We start from the raw sequence: 15,781 nt of genomic DNA on the forward strand, positions 1-15,781 counted from the left end.
TAATGCCAAACGCCGAGGAAGAAAAGGAGCTTACCGGGGAACGCCCCGGCTTTGTTTCCTTGTGGGTGGGACAGTTCAGCGAGGATGAAGGCCTCAGGCGGTATACCGAATTTACGTATGATGAAGACGGAGAAAGCGTATTGCCGGCATTTTGCGCCGACTTCGGCATCGACGGGTTCGACGAAGATTTTTTCGAAGCCTATCTGGCCCTGGAAGAAAGCTCTTCGTTAGCTGAGCTGCTGGAAGGATGTTCATACGACGAAAAGATCATTCCTGAGTTCGAGGCGCAAGGACTTCCGGAGGGAACCGCCTGGAATACGGTGGTGCTCCTACACAATTTCGGCTACCCCTTAAAGAACCGGGGAAAAAGTGCCGCGTCCGGAGCGAACCGTCTTGTATTCGCAGGGATGGCCGAGTACGAGTAGGGAGAAAACTTTTTGTTATCCCGCTGATTAAAAGGATGATTTTTACATCGTGTGCTTTTGCCTGTAAGGTAGATAGCAGAGGTGAAAGGTCATGACAATTGATTTCGGAAAAGAGAAAGAAGAAGCGGCTTTCCCGTAAATTGGTTTGAGGAGTGGGAGCGGCATGGATTCCGTCTCAGGCACGAATGGGAACAGGCTTATACGCTTGCCTATACCCACGAAGACTGGTGCGGCAAAATCAGGTCGGTTTCCTGGCTGGCCAACGAATCCAAGGAACTCCGCATGAAGGTGAGCGGCGAACTGCTGCGGAATCTGTCCGACTTTGACGCGGTTTTGCCTATTCCGCATAAATACTCGGTGGCCGTGTTGACTCTGGAGAGCTAGAGCGGTCTCCGCATTTTAGGAAAGAGGGTGACTTCCATGATTATATGGGTCAACGGCGCTTTTGGCTCCGGTAAGTCCCAGACGACATACGAACTGCACCGGAGGATACCCGGCTCGTTTTTATACGATCCCGAAAACGCGGGATATTTTATACGCAAAAATGTGCCTTCTTCCACAGCGCTGGATGATTTTCAGGATTATCCGATGTGGCGGGAAAGCAATTACGGCATGCTGAACTACATAAGCGGCAAATTTGACGGCGTTATCCTCGTTCCGATGACGCTCGTCAACCCGGTTTATTTCGACGAGATCGTGGGGAGGCTGCGCCGGGATAACAGGACGGTTCACCATTTCGCCCTCTGCGCGTCCAAGGAAACGCTGCTCAAACGATTAAGATCGAGAGGAGAAGGCGCGAATTCGTGGGCGGCCCGTCAGATTGACCGCTGCAGGGAGGGACTCTCGCAGGAAGTTTTCAAACATCACGTAGATACGGATTTTTTGACGATCGGTGAAGTAAGCGAGGAAATCGCCGCGATTGCCGGGATACAGCTTCTCCCCGACAACAGGAGCACAATCCGGAAGAAGGCCGACCGCCTGCTGACCCAGCTCAAACAAATCCGGTTCTAGAAAGGAGATCGCCGTGACGACCATTCAAAACATCACAGGCTTGTTTCTTCTCGTGTTCGGAACGTTTTTCTCATTTTCGGCAGGCAATCTGCCGGCAGCGTTTATAAGTCTGGTGGGCGGTTTTGTCCTCATGTCCTTGTCTAAGCTTGTGGATCTTCAACAGGCGGCGTATCTCAAAGCGCTTGGACTGCCGGTAACGGGGGACCAGCTCCACCTGATTAAGAAATATTCGCCGGAATATGCGGTCGAGTCTGCGGATTTTGACGTTTATCCGGAAAGTCATAAGGAGTATGCTCTCATTCGTCTGGAAGGCGAATTATACTTGTCCGTACAGGTTTTTAAAAACGTAATGACCCAGGTGGAGAACGAGTATACGTTCCGCTTTCCGGGGCGGGAGCCCATCAGCCTTTACCGTACCCTATCGTTATACAAAGGGGCCGAGTTGTTTGATTACGGGGGACTCGCGTTTGTCAGCATTTCGGCATTAAATCTGGTAAGCAGCATCTGCGAAGGCCGGCTTCTGCTGAATTTCGCGGCACGAGGGAGTGAGGCGGACCATTAAACTATTATTTCTTTGCAGCCGGAACAGGTGGCGGAGCTTAACGGCCGAGAAAGTGTTTAACGGGGTAAAAGATTGGCAGGTCCGTTCCGCGGGAACGGAACAGAACGCGCGAATAAAGGTGACCGAAGGTCACGTCGGCTGGGCGGACGTTATTTTCGTCATGGAAAAGAAGCATAAAAGAAGAATTGAGGACAAATTCGGCTCCATCGTGAGGCAGAAGCGGGTGATTTGCCTGGAGATTCCGGATGAGTACGGATTTATGGACGAGGAGCTCATCGAACTCCTGGAATCCCGGGTATCGGACTATTTTCCTCTCACGGCAAACGAATGATTTTTCGGCGTGGGGGTTGCATTTTTGAAGCGGAAGGACAGGGTTTGGAGAAGGATGTCATCTGAACGATTATCTTAGCGTTTTATGCGGTTGCCCGGGAAATGAATCGCTTATTTCTCCGATTATTTCCTGAGGGTCAAGCATGCGGGGAATGGAGGGACGCGACTTTGGAGGTAAACGGGGAAAACGGGATCGGCTGGCTGACACTGGCGCTCATCAATGCGGGTCTGGCCCAAGGGAAAAACAGGAGCGGATTAAACTGGTTTTTCATTTCGCTGCTGATCGGACCGCTGGCTACTCTGCTTATTGTCGTTTGGGATAGAATCCCGAAGGAGCCACAGCGGAAAAGAATGTACTAAAAAAGAGCTGTCTTCCTCTGAGGGAGACAGCTCTTTATACTATCGGAACCGGGGAGCGGGATGATGCGCCGGCGCCCCGATGCGGGTCATCTCTACGGCGATAGAGCCCATGAACTGGGCCAGCTTGCGGATAGCGATCACGCCGACAGGAGCGGCCAGGATGCCGATTCCCGTATGGATCAGGGAAAGCTGCATGGAATCGATCCGTTCGTTCATCAGGAAGAAGTTCAGCTGATCCTGAAATATATCGATGTGGAGGGTCTGAAGAAGAACCCAATACACAATCGGAGAAACCAGCAGAGCCAGGACGACCGAGGCAATCGAGACCGCGAACGCAAAAGCGAGAATGCCAAGCGGCAGGCGGATGAACTGCCAAAGCAGCGCGCTGAACGATCTTGCGTCGACCAGCTCCGCGCCGAGCAGGGCCCAGAAGGACTTCCGTTCTCCCCGAAGAGTGCCGCCGGACGTTTCCGCCTTGGTCTGCGGTTCCAGGCCAAGCAGCCGGGAGGCGAGTCGGGCGTCCAGATCCGTCAGGTTCCGATTCGTCCGCAATACAAACAGAAGAAGCGGGAATCCGATAAAAATCGGCATAAGCCCGATTGACAATGCGATCCCTACGACTGCATATACAAAGCCGAACAGTCCCATGGGAAGTAGAGCAAGCAAATAAAAAAACGATGCTGTAAAACCTGGTGATTTATTCAATGTCTTCCACCGTCCTTATGTGATCTGCCTAATAAGACGACGCTGGAGGACGATTCCCTTCAAAACCTACAGAAACGGGATTTTGAAAGACTTTTTGTAGAACGGATACAGCCATTTCACGCCGCTTGGCGTCAAGGTATCGGCGAACAGATGGGAGAAGTAGCCCGCGACGGCGACCATCATAATGCCTTCCAACTGCAGCTGTTTCTCCAGCTCCATGCCTATGGCGCCCCAAGCCGCAAGCGCCCATACCGTGTGCGTCATCCCGCGGTGTTTCAACCAGGGAGCCCAGACGACAAAAGCGCCGAGTCCGATCAGCCATCTCATTTGAATATTCCAGCCCCAGTAAATGAGGCCCGCTCCGACCAGACTGACCAACGCGTTGCGGATGATCCCTTCTTTGGTCACAAAGCCGATCAGAAAAATCATGACCGCGATCGTCATCCGTTCCGGGTAAAACTGATGCTTCGTAAAAAAGAGGTAGGCCACGGCCGCGACAAGCAAAGCGCCTCCCCACAGAAACACTTCGCGCAGCCATTTGGAAATTTTGCCGAGCTTGCTGCTCAGCATGCTGGGACCGTCCAGATCCGCGCTCAACGCGGAGAAAGCGGCCACCGATATGTACACCGCAAAATTCGTTGGGGTAAAAGGATGAAAAGCGGACGCGGCAAGTCCGATGGCAGTGCCGATTGCGAGATGAGTTGAACCTTTCATAATGCCTCCGTTGACTGACGATGATAGGAATGCAAACATATGTTTGCTAAGACAGTATACAAGGAAAGCTCATTACGCACAAGGCATGGAGGAAAAATAAGTACTTCGGCGGAAATTCGAACTTCGGAGAAATCAACAAAAAAGACGCGGCACCCGTCAAAACGGGCTGCCGCGCCTTTTCTTGCATTTGTCTGCGTTCAGTCAAAGAAATTACCGAAATTTTTGATATGGAACTCGGTTTTGACATGGACAAACGCACGACCGCATCCGACAACACGCAGAAAACCCGGGAAAGAGCCGATTTTTTTGCGGGCAATGGGGTAAGTATAAGCAGGTGCAGCCTTATCTGGAAAACTACGGAGTACGGAGAGGAGCCGGATGGATGGGAAATACATTTGAAGACGCACGTGGACAGCGGACTCGTCGCCAAAATGTCGCCCGCGTTCCCGAACGACGGGATTGGTCTGGGCAGCTATTTGCGCAAGCTTCCGTCGGACGTCAAGCAGGAGTCGCATTATAAAGTGATGATGCAGACAGCCGGAGGTAAACGGACCCCCGAAATATTTTACGACCGACTGGGAAGCGGCCAAAATCTCCGTCCGGTTTCTGGAAGGATTACAGTCGTCTCTGGCCGTAACCGGACACGGAAGACAGGTTTCCGGACCAGAATTGGCGGAAGGATTGCGAACACTTTCTGAACATTTCGAAAAACGGGCGATGCCGGAGAAGAAATAACGGCTGAAATCCCTCTTTTTTTAAGGTGAATTGTCTGAAAATTTGTCGAAAAAACCGCCAATCTATGAGGTTTTTACCAAAAAAGCCATAATTGCCGGCTAAATTGTGAACTCTTGTGACAAAATGCGCAATTTTTTTGGACTTTTCTATAGACTGCATTATAATAAGTATTGTAATTTCCACATTTGATGACGATACCTGAAATTGAGGAGAGATTCTCGACGAGGAGGGCTATCGTTATTGTTATGCTAGGATGTTCTATACGAGCAGAACTAATATCTTAAAAGTGAGGCGGAAAATTACAGCTATGAGGAATGAAGTGGAAGGCAGTCGATGGCCCTGGGAATCTTATTACGGGCCGAACCTAGGTTACATTCAAGAGAAGTATGAGCAGTATCTGAACGATCCCGACTCTGTGGAAGCAGCTTATCGGGACCTGTTTGCGCGTTTTGGAGCGCCTCCGGCATCGGTACAAACCGTCCAATCCGAAGGTCAGGCAAACGCAGGAACCACTACCACCAGCGACCCGAACGTGCTGAAGAAAGTCGTCGCCGTCGGCAAACTGGTGTGGAATATTCGCACATACGGGCACTTAGCTGCCAACCTGGACCCGCTGGGTCTGAGCACCAACCCGGATACCAGACTTCTTGAGCCGGGCACATACGGCCTGACCAAAGAAGATCTGTTGGCAATGCCGGCTTCAATCGTTTGGGAAGAAGCTCCGTCCGACGTGGCGAACGGCTGGGAAGCGATCCAGCGCCTGCGTCAAAGATATTCCCAATCGATCGGTTTCGAGTTCAGCCATGTTCATGAAGAAGACGAGCGCAATTGGCTGAACCGTCAAGCGGAATCGGGCGCATCTATCGAGCCGCTTACGAAAGAAGAGCGCGCCAAGCTTCTGGACCGCCTTGTACAGACAGAGCAGTTCGAAAACTTCCTGCACCGCACATTTGTCGGCCAGAAGCGTTTCTCACTGCAAGGTACGGACGTACTTATTCCACTTTTAGACGAAATCGTTCATGAAGTCGTTCACGACGGAGCGGAACACATTCTGATGGGGATGGCTCACCGTGGACGCCTAAACGTGCTCGCTCACATTCTGGGCAAGCCGTACAAGAAAATCTTTTCGGAATTCCATCATTCGCCGAACAAAGACATCATTCCATCCGAAGGTTCCACAGGAATCAACTACGGCTGGACAGGGGACGTAAAGTACCACCTGGGTGCACGACGCTCAATCAAGGAAGGCGAAACTAGAGAAGCCAAGCTGACACTCGCGAACAACCCGAGTCACTTGGAGTTTGTAGGCGCAGTCGTTGAGGGCTTTGCGCGTGCGGCACAAGATAATCGCGAAAATCCCGGCTATCCAGAACAGGATCTGAACAAGGCGGCTTGTATTGTCATGCACGGCGACGCCGCGTTCCCGGGTGAAGGTATCGTTGCCGAGACGCTCAACTTTACGAAGCTGACCGGTTATCAGAACGGCGGAACGATCCATATTATCGTCAACAACCGGGTAGGTTTCACGACCGACAGCACGGATTCCCGCTCCACTCACTATGCGAGCGACCTGGCCAAAGGCTACGAGATTCCGATCGTTCACGTTAACGCGGACGACCCGGAAGCATGCCTCGCAGCGGCGCGTCTGGCTTGCGAATACCGCAACCGGTTCAAGAAAGACTTCCTGATCGACCTGATCGGCTACCGCCGCTATGGACACAACGAGAACGACGATCCGGAAACGACTCAGCCGCTGATGTACGGCAAAGTGAAGAACCATTCGACGATCTCCGTCCTGTATGCGGAAAAGCTGAAGAAGGAAGGGCTTGTAGACGACAACGGCTACCAGCAGATGCTCCAGAACATCCAGAACACGCTTCAGGAAGCGTACGAAGTCGTCAAAAATCACCAAGGCAAGGGACAGCGTGTCGCCGAGCCGGCTATTTTCGACGATCTCAAGAAAATCAAGACGGCCGTTCCGCTTCAGGAACTGCAGGAAATCAACCGCGAGCTGATTACATGGCCGGAAGATTTCAACGTCTACCCGAAATTGCAGCGTATCCTGGAACGCCGCGGAGACGCGCTTAACGAAGGCGGCAAGGTAGACTGGGCGCTCGCGGAGACGCTGGCGTTCGCTTCGATCCTGGCCGACGGCAAGCCGATCCGGATCAGCGGACAGGACGTAGGCCGCGGAACGTTCGCGCATCGCCACCTCGTGCTGCACGATGTGAAGAACGGCTCGACCTACTCGCCGCTGCACAAGCTGCCTCAGGCGCGCGCATCGTTCGCGATTTACAACAGCCCGCTGTCCGAAGGCTCCGTCCTTGCTTTCGAATACGGCTACAACGTGTATTCGCCGGAAACGCTCGTGATCTGGGAAGCCCAGTACGGCGATTTCGCCAATGCGGCGCAGGTGATCATCGACCAGTTCATTGCCGCGGGCCGCTCCAAATGGGAGCAAAAATCCAGTCTCGTGATGCTTCTGCCGCACGGCTACGAAGGTCAAGGACCGGAGCATTCCAGTGCCCGTCTGGAACGTTTCCTGCAGCTTTCCGCAGAGAACAACTGGACGGTCGCGAACCTGAGCAGCGCGGCGCAATATTTCCATATTCTCCGCCGCCAGGCTGCCATTACGGAACGCGAAGAGGCTCGTCCGCTCGTTATTATGGCGCCGAAAAGCCTTATCCGTAACGCGCGCGTATCGTCCGACGGCAAGGAACTCAGCGAAAGCTCCTTCCTGCCGGTCATGGAACAGAAAGGTCTTGGCGATCAGCCGAAGAAAGTGAAACGTCTTGTGCTGACCACCGGTAAAATGGCGATCGATCTGGAAGAAGCACTTGAAACTTCCGAAGACCGCGATTTCTCGTGGCTTCATATTGCCCGCGTAGAGCAGCTTTACCCGCTGCCGGAACAGGATATCGCGGAAATCATCGCGAAGTTCCCTGGACTGAAAGAAATCGTCTGGGTACAGGAAGAACCCCGGAACATGGGCTCCTGGAACTTCATGGAATCCAGAATCCGTTCCCTTGCGCCGGATAAAGTCAACGTGCGTTACGTAGGTCTGCCTGACCGCTCCAGCCCGGCCAGCGGTTTCCAGGAGATTCATACGTTCGAACATAACCAGATTATCTCGCTCGCTCTTAAACAACCGGAATAATAAATCTGCATAGGAGGTCACCATCGTGGCTGATATTAAAGTGCCTGAATTAGGCGAATCTATTACTGAGGCAACCATCTCTAAATGGCTTGTGACTGAAGGAAGTACGGTAAGTCAAGGCGACTTGCTTCTTGAACTTGAAACGGACAAAGTAAACCTGGAAATCAGCGCGGAACAAGACGGCGTCCTGTCTGAAATCCGCAAGCAGGAAGGCGACAACGTATCGGTCGGCGAAATCGTCGGCGTGATCGGCGCTTCTTCCGGCGCTCCGGCGTCTGCGGCTCCTGCAGCAGCGCCTGAGGCACCGAAAGCGGCGGAAGCTCCTGCAGCTTCCCCGGCGGCTCAAGCTCCTGCCAAAGCTACTGCGGCTTCCGCAGCGGAGAGCGACAGCGCGTCGCTGGCCGCTTCGCCGGCAGCTAGAAAGCTTGCCAGAGAGCGCGGTATCGACCTGAGCCAGGTCAAATCGCAAGATCCGATCGGCCGCGTATACTCGGACGATGTGAAGTCCCACGGCACGCAAGCGGCACAACCGGCGAGCGCGCCGGCTGCAGCGAAGTCCGGGGGCGCTGGACAAGCCGCACAGCAAGCGGTACCGGGCAAACCGGTTGAGCGCAAGCGCATGTCCCGCCGCCGTCAGACTATCGCGAACCGTCTAGTGGAAGCTCAGCACACGGCTGCCATGCTGACGACTTTCAACGAAGTCGACATGACGGCGATTCTCGACGTGCGCAAACGCCGCAAGCAGGCGTTCCTTGACAAGCACGATGTGGGTCTGGGCTTTATGTCCTTCTTCACGAAAGCGGTCGTTGGCGCGTTGAAGAAATTCCCTCATCTGAACGCCGAGATCGACGGAGACGATATCGTAGTGAAGCAGTTCTACGACATCGGTATCGCCGTATCCGCGAAAGAAGGTTTGGTCGTTCCGGTCGTTCGCGAAGCGGATCGTCTGAGCTTTGCGGATATCGAGAAGCAAATCGGAGACCTGGCCGGCAAAGCGCGTGCCAACACACTGGCGCTGTCCGACCTTCAAGGCGGTACGTTCACGATCACAAACGGCGGCGTATTCGGTTCCCTGCTGTCCACACCGATTCTTAACGCTCCGCAAGTGGGCATTCTGGGCATGCACAAAATCCAGATCCGTCCGGTTGCGATCGATGCGGAAAGAATGGAAAACCGTCCGATGATGTACATCGCGCTTTCCTACGATCACCGTATCGTAGACGGCAGCGAGGCGGTTCGTTTCCTCGTAACCGTCAAAGAACTGCTCGAAGATCCGGAATCCCTGCTGCTTGAAGGTTAATCGCTCAACTTGAGCGGTTTAACCGACCGGCACGTATCCTAGCTTATTGACATAAAAGGCCTGCTGAGCATTTGCTCGGCAGGCCTTTTTGCAAATAATGCCCCGTTTGTCTTTCAGATATCCATCTGATTAAGGATGATAATTATTAATAAGGTTAATTAACGGATTTCAGATATACTACTCCTGCTTTTTCTTCTGATCCGTTACGGTACTGCGCCTGTCGGTTCTTATTCCAAAGGTTCCGGCACAGCGTCGGGCTTGTCAGATAAGCAGGCTGCTTTTAAAATTCAGGAAGCTTCGGCTGTCATAGTACTTGCATTTCTGGGTAATGAATGTAGAGAAGCGGGATGCAGGAATGACCATTCGAAGGGGGAAGAAGAGATGAAGATCATGATTACGCAAAGCGAAGCGCTGGAAAAGGGAATCTGGCCCGAAGTGATGAAAATGTTCGGCTTGAACCAAGAGGACGATGTGTGGGCCAACGAAGAATTTGTCCTGACCGAAGAACAGGCTAAAGCACTGGGATTGATATCCTAAAGAATGGCCCGGAAGAGAGGGGATGGGAAATTCCCGGATTCGGTGTATAATAGGCTTCGAAGGTTTTGATGAGAAAGGAATGCTGACATGCTAACGATTACAGCTTTTAGTGCAGAACTTGTAAAAGACCCGTTCGGGATTATTCCGGGAAAGCGTTATGAATTTAATCTGGAGGTAGACGTCCCGGAAGACGACGAGCTGTACACGGCTAACGGAATCTATCTGCGGGTCATATATGGCGTGGACGAAGGCCAAGGCCGGATAATCAAGTACGATATTCATGAAAATTCGACGGATACCTACCTTGAGTTCGATCTTGAGGACGAAGAGCTTGCGGTCGTCGACACGTTCTGCAGAGAACATCTTCCGCAGGACGAATAAAATGCGGGGATGAAGGGGCGGCTTATTGCCTTTACCAAATCCCGTCATGCTGGCTGGCAAGAGGCTTACCAGGCGCGTCTTCGGATGGCCGCGGGAAGCCTTTTTTCATGCTTTTTGTGCTGCGTACGAGAGAACAGCCGCCATTTGAGCGCCGAACGGATGCCAGCCGCCGCATAAAAAGCCTGTTCCTACAGGAACAGGCTCGGCAGATGTAAGTAAGGATTGCGAAGGGATTGCAGGGGTTAATCGGTAACGTCTTCGGACGCCGTGTCTTCCACGGCTTCATCCGCTTCACCGATTCTATCGGCTTCCGGGACTTCGCCGTCGACCTCTTCCGTACTGTCTTCTAAGGCATCCGCGTCCGGGGCGACATCTTCCGCCGTTTCGGCTCCCGCAGCATCGGCGGCGCTTTCCGCATCCGCTTGGGCTTCCCCGGCTGTTTCTACCTCGCCGGCAGCGACTGTTTCTGAGGCTGCGGCTTCTTCTTCAGACAATTGAATTTCATTTTCGGACTCTGCCATCGTTCATCCCTCCATTTGTACACTTAGTTCTCTAAGCGCATCCTAAGCATACCAAACGGACAGCGAAGAAAATGTCGGAGGTTGAGAGCGAATTCATTAAAATCTTATAAATCTTGGGACATCCGGACCATATCGATAACCTGCATCCCGTTCTCGTAGATTTCTTCGGCGTAGTGCCGGACGAAAAAATCCTTGTCGATTCCCGTAATCCGGAATCCGCACTTTTGATAAAGCGCAAGCTGGGCGACCCCGGTGCTGCCTGTTCCGATTTCGATCGTTTTGAAGCCGATTTCCCGGGCCTGCCCGACGGCATGGAGAACCAGCTCCTTGCCGTAGCCTCTGCCGTGACAATCCTCGCGGACCGCCACGTTGACGAGCTCGACTGTCCCCGGGCGGGTTGGCAGCAGCACATAGACGCCTATCATGGTCCCATCCGCAGCCGCTCCGGTAAAGCAGCGTCCTCTCTGTATGTATTCCCGAACCAGTTCTTCCGAAGGATCGGCAAGAAGGAGCAGGTCCATCGGATAAGGTTCGCCATGACGCAGTTCCGTAATGTTCATCGTTTTTTCTCCTTTTATACGGTTTCTGTCTTCTAACAACTCCACACCTTTACTCCTATTAAACATTCGTCTCCTAATTCCTGTCTCGTGAAAAGGAAAAACGGCTATCGGCTCGAATTGTTTGGGGTAACAACAATTGGGAGGCGCAAAAAATGGAACCTATCGTAAATTATTACAGCCAATTTGATGAGTGGGGGAGACTTGACCGGGAAACGTGGGAGTACACCATAAATTTGTCTTTTATAAAAAAGTATCTGCCCGCGGGCTCCGCTGTTTTGGATAACGGAGCGGGGCCAGGCAAATACGCCATGGAGCTGGCTCGTCAGGGCCATGACGTGACCCTTGCCGACTTGACGCCGAAGCTCGTGGAAACGGCGCGGAGCAAAGCCGGCGAGCTGGGGCTGCTGGACCGGTTCCGCGGCTTTCACGCAGCCGATGCCAGGGACCTCAGCCTGTTCGGAGACGGGCAGTTCGACGTCTCCTTGATGCTTGGGCCTCTCTATCACCTGCAAGGCGCTGAAGACCGGGTGAAGGCGGTACGCGAGCTTCACCGGGTAACCGCCAAAGACGGCTGGGTCTTTGTCGCTTTTATGCCGCGGATAAGGCAGCTCGCCAATTCCCTGCGCTTTCCGCAGAATTGGAAGCCCAACGATACGGTCCGCGGGCTGGAGGCTTTCGCCGAAACGGGCCGCTTCGATCACAGCGATGACGGGCGTTTTACCGGCGCGTACTATTTTCCGGTAGGCGATATCGTCCCGTTCATGGAGACGAACGGCTTCGGGACCGTCAAGCTGATCGGTTCCGGGAGTATCGCCGGCGGAATGACGGAGGAGCAGTGGGATTACTGGCGCTCGCAAGGGGAGGAAGTCTCCCGGAGAGTAATGGATCTGATCCTGCAAGCGGCCGAAGATCCGTACAATCTCGGCTCTTCCTCGCACCTTTTGTACGTGGGCAGGAGACTTTAAAGCAGCCGTCCGATTATTCTCTGTATAGGGATTGGAATAAGATGATTTTAACGCTATAATCGAGTTAGGATTTTAGCTCTTTTTGCGATCCATTTCAAATTCAAACGAAGTAAGGAGCCTTTATTGATGGAAAAAACATTGATTTTCGGACACAAAAACCCGGACACCGACACCATTTGTTCCGCACTCGCATATGCAGACCTGAAGACCCAGCTTGGCGAAAACGTAGAAGCGGTCCGCCTGGGAGCCGTAAGCGGCGAAACCCAATTCGCGCTGGATACTTTTAAGGCAGAAGCTCCCCGTCTTGTCGAGACGGTTGCCGGCGAAGTCAAGACCGTTATTCTCGTCGATCATAACGAACGTCAGCAGAGCGTTAGCGACATCGATCAAGTGCGCGTAGCCGAGGTCATCGACCACCACCGCATCGCGAATTTCGAGACGAGCGGTCCGCTTTACTACCGCGCCGAACCTGTCGGCTGCACGGCGACGATTTTGAACAAGCTGTACAAAGAAAACGGCAAGTCCGTTCCGCAAAACATTGCCGGACTGATGGTGTCCGCCATCATTTCGGACACGCTGCTGCTGAAATCGCCGACCTGCACGGAGCAGGACGTGGCGGCCGCCCGCGAACTGGCGGAGATCGCCGGCGTTAACCTGGAAAGCTACGGACTGGACATGCTCAAAGCGGGCGCGGACCTCAGCGACAAAACGATCGAGCAGCTCATTTCGCTGGACGCGAAAGAGTTCCAGATGGGCTCCCGCAAGGTGGAAATCGCGCAGGTAAACGCGGTGGACACGAACGATGTACTCGCCCGCCAGGACGAGCTGGAAGCGGCTTTGAACGCGATTATCGAGAAAAAAGGGCTGGATCTTTTCCTGTTTGTCGTAACGGATATTCTTAATAACGATTCCATCGGTCTGGCGCTCGGCTCCTCCGCCAAAGCGGTTGAAGAAGCGTACAACGTAACGCTTGTCGACAACAAAGCGGTGCTGAAAGGCGTCGTTTCCCGCAAATCGCAGATCGTTCCCGTTCTGACAGATATTTTGAGCAAATAAGACTTTATAAATAACGGCCGCCGGGCATCCAAGCCTGGCGGCTTTTTAACGTTCACTGGAGGCTCGTACAGACTCGGGTACCGGGCTGAATCAATCGGGGCGTCTGATCCGTTGTTCCCTCCCTACATAGGTTGAACAGCACTATTCGCTGCACGCAAGGCTGATCTGTCATGAAGTCGGCCGGAAATTCGCTTAAGGAGGAATCGGGAAGGAAGGGACTTTCTAGCTGCGTGCCGGAAAAAAGTTAGATATGCCTCTTGACGAAATGGCTGCTCGGCTTTTATTATTTATTTATCGATAAATAAAAGGAGGTGCGGAGTTGGTTGTCCGCGAAGATCGCAAAGAACAGATTATAGACGCAGCCGTGGGAATATTCGCGGAACTCGGATATTACAAAGCAACGACAGCCATGGTGGCTAAAGCAGTGGGCGTGTCTCAGCCGTATGTGTTTCATTTTTTCAAGAATAAGGAAGAACTGTTCAAGGCGGTGATTGACCGGGCCGTACAGCGGCTCTATGATGTCTTCATACAGGTGGAAGCTTCAGGGGATCTCATTCTGGAATCAATGGGCCAGGCGTTCAAAGATCTCATGCGGGCTAACCGGGCGGAAATGTTGATGGTGTTGCAGGCGCCTGCCATATCAGAACCCGAAATCCGCAGGCATATGAGCGAGAAGTTTACGCTGATACACACCACAATCGTGCGAAAATTCGAAGAATCCGGAATGGACGAGGTCGAGACGGCAGCCGGAAATTTCATGGCACTCGGACTTCTGATCGTAACTTCGGATGTGCTACAGCTTCCCGGGCTGCTTCCTTTCAAAGATTTGAACTGCTAGGAAACCTAGCAAGGCGGCACGTTAAGGCTGCCTATTTTTTTGCAAGATTATTTATTGACTAATAAATAAATTTCTAAGAATAGGATGTGGGCAAAATGAAACCAGCTCTTTATAACGGACACGGCGGCTCAAAATCGATGTTTTCAGGCGAACGCGTACTAATCTGGACGGGTTTGGCAGGCTTGGTACTCGCCGCTTTTATGGCGGTTTATATGACCTTATACGGAAGCCGGGTCCTCCCGGAAGGCAATGTGGAAAGCGCCTTCTCCTTTAACGCGGCGCTAGGTGTTTTCGTCTTGTCGATAGCGGCCATTCTCCCATTGGCCGGAATGGGCAGCCGCCCGCACAAAGTATTCCGCTGGCTGCTCGCATTTACGGCAGGAGCAGCTTACCTGCTCGAGTCCGTCCAGCATCTGAGGGGAATCAATCCGCGCTTTACGCAGGCGGGCTCCGTCGTCGATCGCATCGCAAACATCACCTTCGGTCTTGACTCCATGCTGCTGATTGTTCTCATCGTCTGGCTTGCCGCGGCTTTTTTCAGAAAATCGGTACTTGCGGAGCGGCCGCTTGTTATTCTCGGCATCCGTTACGGGTTTCTCTCCACGATGGCGGCCGTCGCGGCGGGTATCGGCATGATCGTGCTCCAGAGCCGCTTCACCGGCTCTTCGGGCAATCTGATTGTTCTGCACGGGCTGGGGTTTCATGCGGTTCAGACGCTTCCGCTGCTTGGCTGGCTGCTGGAAAAATCGGATGACGCGCAGTCCCGCAAAGCCATGCTCGTCCACGCGGGCGCAATCGGCTGGATGCTGGCGATCGCGGGGATCGGATTCCAGACGGCTTCGGGCATGTCCGTCGTCGAGCTGTCGCCCTGGACGCTCACGGCAGCCGCCGGAATGCTCGTGTGGCTCCTTGCTCTGGGCGCGGCTCTCCGGAAGTCGGTAACCGTAACCTGGAGAGTCCGGCCAGAGGCACCGAAGCTTTAACGGCCCCCTGTTTCGGCAAAGCTGCGCGGCATATCAGCAAGCCGATCCTTGCCGATAAGCTCAAACGTCTGATTGCCGAGTGGGCCACTCGGATAAAAGAACGATAGAAGCCGTGAAAACCCGCCGTGAAGCGGGTTTTTTGTTTGTACAGGCCTGAATACCGGGCCTATCCGCACCGTATGCGATTTGTGAAGTCGATGCGAATGTTTTATAATAAGCTACATTTAAACCTACATTAGATTAGCCGCATACAATAGTTTAGGTGAATACGTCAGTATATTACTGGAGGAATCTTCATGCAGTTTATTAATCAGGCGGCCGTCCAGCAAGTTCTTGATCTGCTTAAGGGCCAAGACCTGTATATTCATCTGGAAATGACGAACGGGGCTTATGCTTCTCATCTTGACCAGTCTAAACATACGGCCTCGACGTTTATCCGCAATTCGAAGATCCGTTATCTGCAGGGGTCCATTGCCGGAAACGGCCCCTACCGGGTAGGGCTCAAAATGGAAGAAGGCTGGGTTTATTCCGAGGGGCTTACCCATTGGGATGAAACGGAGACGCAGAGACTGATTTTGTCGGGACATGATAAGGACGGCAAGCTCGTCGTTTCGCTGCAGTTGAGCCGCGCCCCTTTTTAA

The 15,781-nt window shown here is 53.1% G+C and carries 19 protein-coding genes; 15 read left to right on the forward strand and 4 right to left on the reverse strand.

What is annotated here, in order from left to right; genetic code table 11:
* Positions 1 to 2 precede the first annotated feature (2 nt).
* The 5 genes from AC2TF6_RS11680 to AC2TF6_RS11700 all read left to right on the forward strand — a co-directional run bounded on the left by AC2TF6_RS11680 (position 3) and on the right by AC2TF6_RS11700 (position 2,688).
* Complete coding sequence (locus AC2TF6_RS11680; RefSeq protein WP_491311132.1) at positions 3 to 425, forward strand: immunity 22 family protein; 423 nt, start codon at positions 3 to 5, stop codon at positions 423 to 425.
* Positions 426 to 845: 420 nt separating this feature from the next.
* On the forward strand, positions 846 to 1,436 hold the full coding sequence (locus AC2TF6_RS11685; RefSeq protein ID WP_491311133.1) for an AAA family ATPase: 591 nt from the start codon (positions 846 to 848) through the stop codon (positions 1,434 to 1,436).
* Between the two features lie 13 nt (positions 1,437 to 1,449).
* Positions 1,450 to 1,998 carry a hypothetical protein gene (locus AC2TF6_RS11690; protein ID WP_491311134.1) on the forward strand — a complete coding sequence of 183 codons (549 nt, stop codon included), beginning with the start codon at positions 1,450 to 1,452 and terminating at the stop codon, positions 1,996 to 1,998.
* A gap of 52 nt (positions 1,999 to 2,050) precedes the next feature.
* On the forward strand, positions 2,051 to 2,329 hold the full coding sequence (locus AC2TF6_RS11695; protein ID WP_491311135.1) for a protein tyrosine phosphatase: 279 nt from the start codon (positions 2,051 to 2,053) through the stop codon (positions 2,327 to 2,329).
* 167 nt (positions 2,330 to 2,496) lie between these two features.
* Complete coding sequence (locus AC2TF6_RS11700) at positions 2,497 to 2,688, forward strand: hypothetical protein (protein ID WP_009672779.1); 192 nt, start codon at positions 2,497 to 2,499, stop codon at positions 2,686 to 2,688.
* Positions 2,689 to 2,727: 39 nt separating this feature from the next.
* On the opposite strand, the gene AC2TF6_RS11705 is transcribed toward AC2TF6_RS11700, so the two are convergent.
* Both AC2TF6_RS11705 and AC2TF6_RS11710 read right to left on the reverse strand, forming a co-directional pair.
* Positions 2,728 to 3,393, reverse strand: a complete 666-nt coding sequence (locus tag AC2TF6_RS11705; protein WP_491311136.1) for a sensor domain-containing protein — start codon at positions 3,391 to 3,393, stop codon at positions 2,728 to 2,730.
* Between the two features lie 66 nt (positions 3,394 to 3,459).
* Complete coding sequence (locus AC2TF6_RS11710) at positions 3,460 to 4,107, reverse strand: metal-dependent hydrolase (RefSeq protein ID WP_491311137.1); 648 nt, start codon at positions 4,105 to 4,107, stop codon at positions 3,460 to 3,462.
* A gap of 245 nt (positions 4,108 to 4,352) precedes the next feature.
* Between AC2TF6_RS11710 and AC2TF6_RS11715 the strand changes: the two genes are divergently transcribed.
* The 5 genes from AC2TF6_RS11715 to AC2TF6_RS11735 all read left to right on the forward strand — a co-directional run bounded on the left by AC2TF6_RS11715 (position 4,353) and on the right by AC2TF6_RS11735 (position 10,217).
* Entirely contained in the window at positions 4,353 to 4,805 is a 453-nt protein-coding gene (locus tag AC2TF6_RS11715) for a hypothetical protein (RefSeq protein ID WP_491311138.1), read from the forward strand.
* 344 nt (positions 4,806 to 5,149) lie between these two features.
* Positions 5,150 to 7,999: a 2-oxoglutarate dehydrogenase E1 component gene (locus AC2TF6_RS11720; protein ID WP_491311139.1), complete on the forward strand. Its 2,850-nt coding sequence runs from the start codon at positions 5,150 to 5,152 to the stop codon at positions 7,997 to 7,999.
* Positions 8,000 to 8,024: 25 nt separating this feature from the next.
* The gene (odhB, locus tag AC2TF6_RS11725; protein ID WP_491311140.1) at positions 8,025 to 9,299 is read left to right on the forward strand and encodes a 2-oxoglutarate dehydrogenase complex dihydrolipoyllysine-residue succinyltransferase; all 1,275 of its coding nucleotides are present in this window, start codon (positions 8,025 to 8,027) and stop codon (positions 9,297 to 9,299) included.
* Between the two features lie 381 nt (positions 9,300 to 9,680).
* Positions 9,681 to 9,836: a hypothetical protein gene (locus AC2TF6_RS11730; protein ID WP_009672761.1), complete on the forward strand. Its 156-nt coding sequence runs from the start codon at positions 9,681 to 9,683 to the stop codon at positions 9,834 to 9,836.
* An 87-nt stretch (positions 9,837 to 9,923) separates the two neighbouring features.
* A complete protein-coding gene (locus AC2TF6_RS11735) occupies positions 9,924 to 10,217 on the forward strand; it encodes a DUF6509 family protein (RefSeq protein ID WP_491311141.1) in 294 nt (97 codons plus the stop codon).
* A gap of 242 nt (positions 10,218 to 10,459) precedes the next feature.
* Here the strand turns inward: AC2TF6_RS11735 and AC2TF6_RS11740 are convergent, their stop codons facing one another.
* Complete coding sequence (locus tag AC2TF6_RS11740) at positions 10,460 to 10,738, reverse strand: hypothetical protein (RefSeq protein WP_491311142.1); 279 nt, start codon at positions 10,736 to 10,738, stop codon at positions 10,460 to 10,462.
* 104 nt (positions 10,739 to 10,842) lie between these two features.
* Complete coding sequence (locus AC2TF6_RS11745; RefSeq protein WP_491311143.1) at positions 10,843 to 11,298, reverse strand: GNAT family N-acetyltransferase; 456 nt, start codon at positions 11,296 to 11,298, stop codon at positions 10,843 to 10,845.
* A 152-nt stretch (positions 11,299 to 11,450) separates the two neighbouring features.
* On the opposite strand from AC2TF6_RS11745, the gene AC2TF6_RS11750 reads away from it, so the two are divergent.
* The 5 genes from AC2TF6_RS11750 (at position 11,451) to AC2TF6_RS11770 (ending at position 15,781) form a co-directional block, all read left to right on the forward strand.
* Positions 11,451 to 12,263: a class I SAM-dependent methyltransferase gene (locus tag AC2TF6_RS11750; protein WP_491311144.1), complete on the forward strand. Its 813-nt coding sequence runs from the start codon at positions 11,451 to 11,453 to the stop codon at positions 12,261 to 12,263.
* Positions 12,264 to 12,389: 126 nt separating this feature from the next.
* A complete protein-coding gene (locus AC2TF6_RS11755) occupies positions 12,390 to 13,319 on the forward strand; it encodes a manganese-dependent inorganic pyrophosphatase (protein WP_491311145.1) in 930 nt (309 codons plus the stop codon).
* A 319-nt stretch (positions 13,320 to 13,638) separates the two neighbouring features.
* A complete protein-coding gene (locus tag AC2TF6_RS11760; protein ID WP_491311146.1) occupies positions 13,639 to 14,157 on the forward strand; it encodes a TetR/AcrR family transcriptional regulator in 519 nt (172 codons plus the stop codon).
* A gap of 95 nt (positions 14,158 to 14,252) precedes the next feature.
* Positions 14,253 to 15,140: a hypothetical protein gene (locus AC2TF6_RS11765; protein ID WP_491311147.1), complete on the forward strand. Its 888-nt coding sequence runs from the start codon at positions 14,253 to 14,255 to the stop codon at positions 15,138 to 15,140.
* 296 nt (positions 15,141 to 15,436) lie between these two features.
* The gene (locus tag AC2TF6_RS11770; RefSeq protein ID WP_009672889.1) at positions 15,437 to 15,781 is read left to right on the forward strand and encodes a YojF family protein; all 345 of its coding nucleotides are present in this window, start codon (positions 15,437 to 15,439) and stop codon (positions 15,779 to 15,781) included.

Source organism: Paenibacillus sp. JNUCC 35 (assembly GCF_058269095.1).

Excerpts from the sequence above, each read along its gene's own strand:
- AC2TF6_RS11745 (WP_491311143.1), bottom strand. The coding sequence starts at position 11,298 with ATGAACATTACGGAACTGCGTCATGGCGAACCTTATCCGATGGACCTG.
- AC2TF6_RS11730 (WP_009672761.1), top strand. The coding sequence starts at position 9,681 with ATGAAGATCATGATTACGCAAAGCGAAGCGCTGGAAAAGGGAATCTGG.
- AC2TF6_RS11765 (WP_491311147.1), top strand. The coding sequence starts at position 14,253 with ATGAAACCAGCTCTTTATAACGGACACGGCGGCTCAAAATCGATGTTT.
- AC2TF6_RS11685 (WP_491311133.1), top strand. The coding sequence starts at position 846 with ATGATTATATGGGTCAACGGCGCTTTTGGCTCCGGTAAGTCCCAGACG.
- AC2TF6_RS11755 (WP_491311145.1), top strand. The coding sequence starts at position 12,390 with ATGGAAAAAACATTGATTTTCGGACACAAAAACCCGGACACCGACACC.
- AC2TF6_RS11770 (WP_009672889.1), top strand. The coding sequence starts at position 15,437 with ATGCAGTTTATTAATCAGGCGGCCGTCCAGCAAGTTCTTGATCTGCTT.
- AC2TF6_RS11720 (WP_491311139.1), top strand. The coding sequence starts at position 5,150 with ATGAGGAATGAAGTGGAAGGCAGTCGATGGCCCTGGGAATCTTATTAC.
- AC2TF6_RS11750 (WP_491311144.1), top strand. The coding sequence starts at position 11,451 with ATGGAACCTATCGTAAATTATTACAGCCAATTTGATGAGTGGGGGAGA.
- AC2TF6_RS11715 (WP_491311138.1), top strand. The coding sequence starts at position 4,353 with ATGGACAAACGCACGACCGCATCCGACAACACGCAGAAAACCCGGGAA.
- AC2TF6_RS11735 (WP_491311141.1), top strand. The coding sequence starts at position 9,924 with ATGCTAACGATTACAGCTTTTAGTGCAGAACTTGTAAAAGACCCGTTC.
- AC2TF6_RS11710 (WP_491311137.1), bottom strand. The coding sequence starts at position 4,107 with ATGAAAGGTTCAACTCATCTCGCAATCGGCACTGCCATCGGACTTGCC.
- AC2TF6_RS11680 (WP_491311132.1), top strand. The coding sequence starts at position 3 with ATGCCAAACGCCGAGGAAGAAAAGGAGCTTACCGGGGAACGCCCCGGC.
- AC2TF6_RS11740 (WP_491311142.1), bottom strand. The coding sequence starts at position 10,738 with ATGGCAGAGTCCGAAAATGAAATTCAATTGTCTGAAGAAGAAGCCGCA.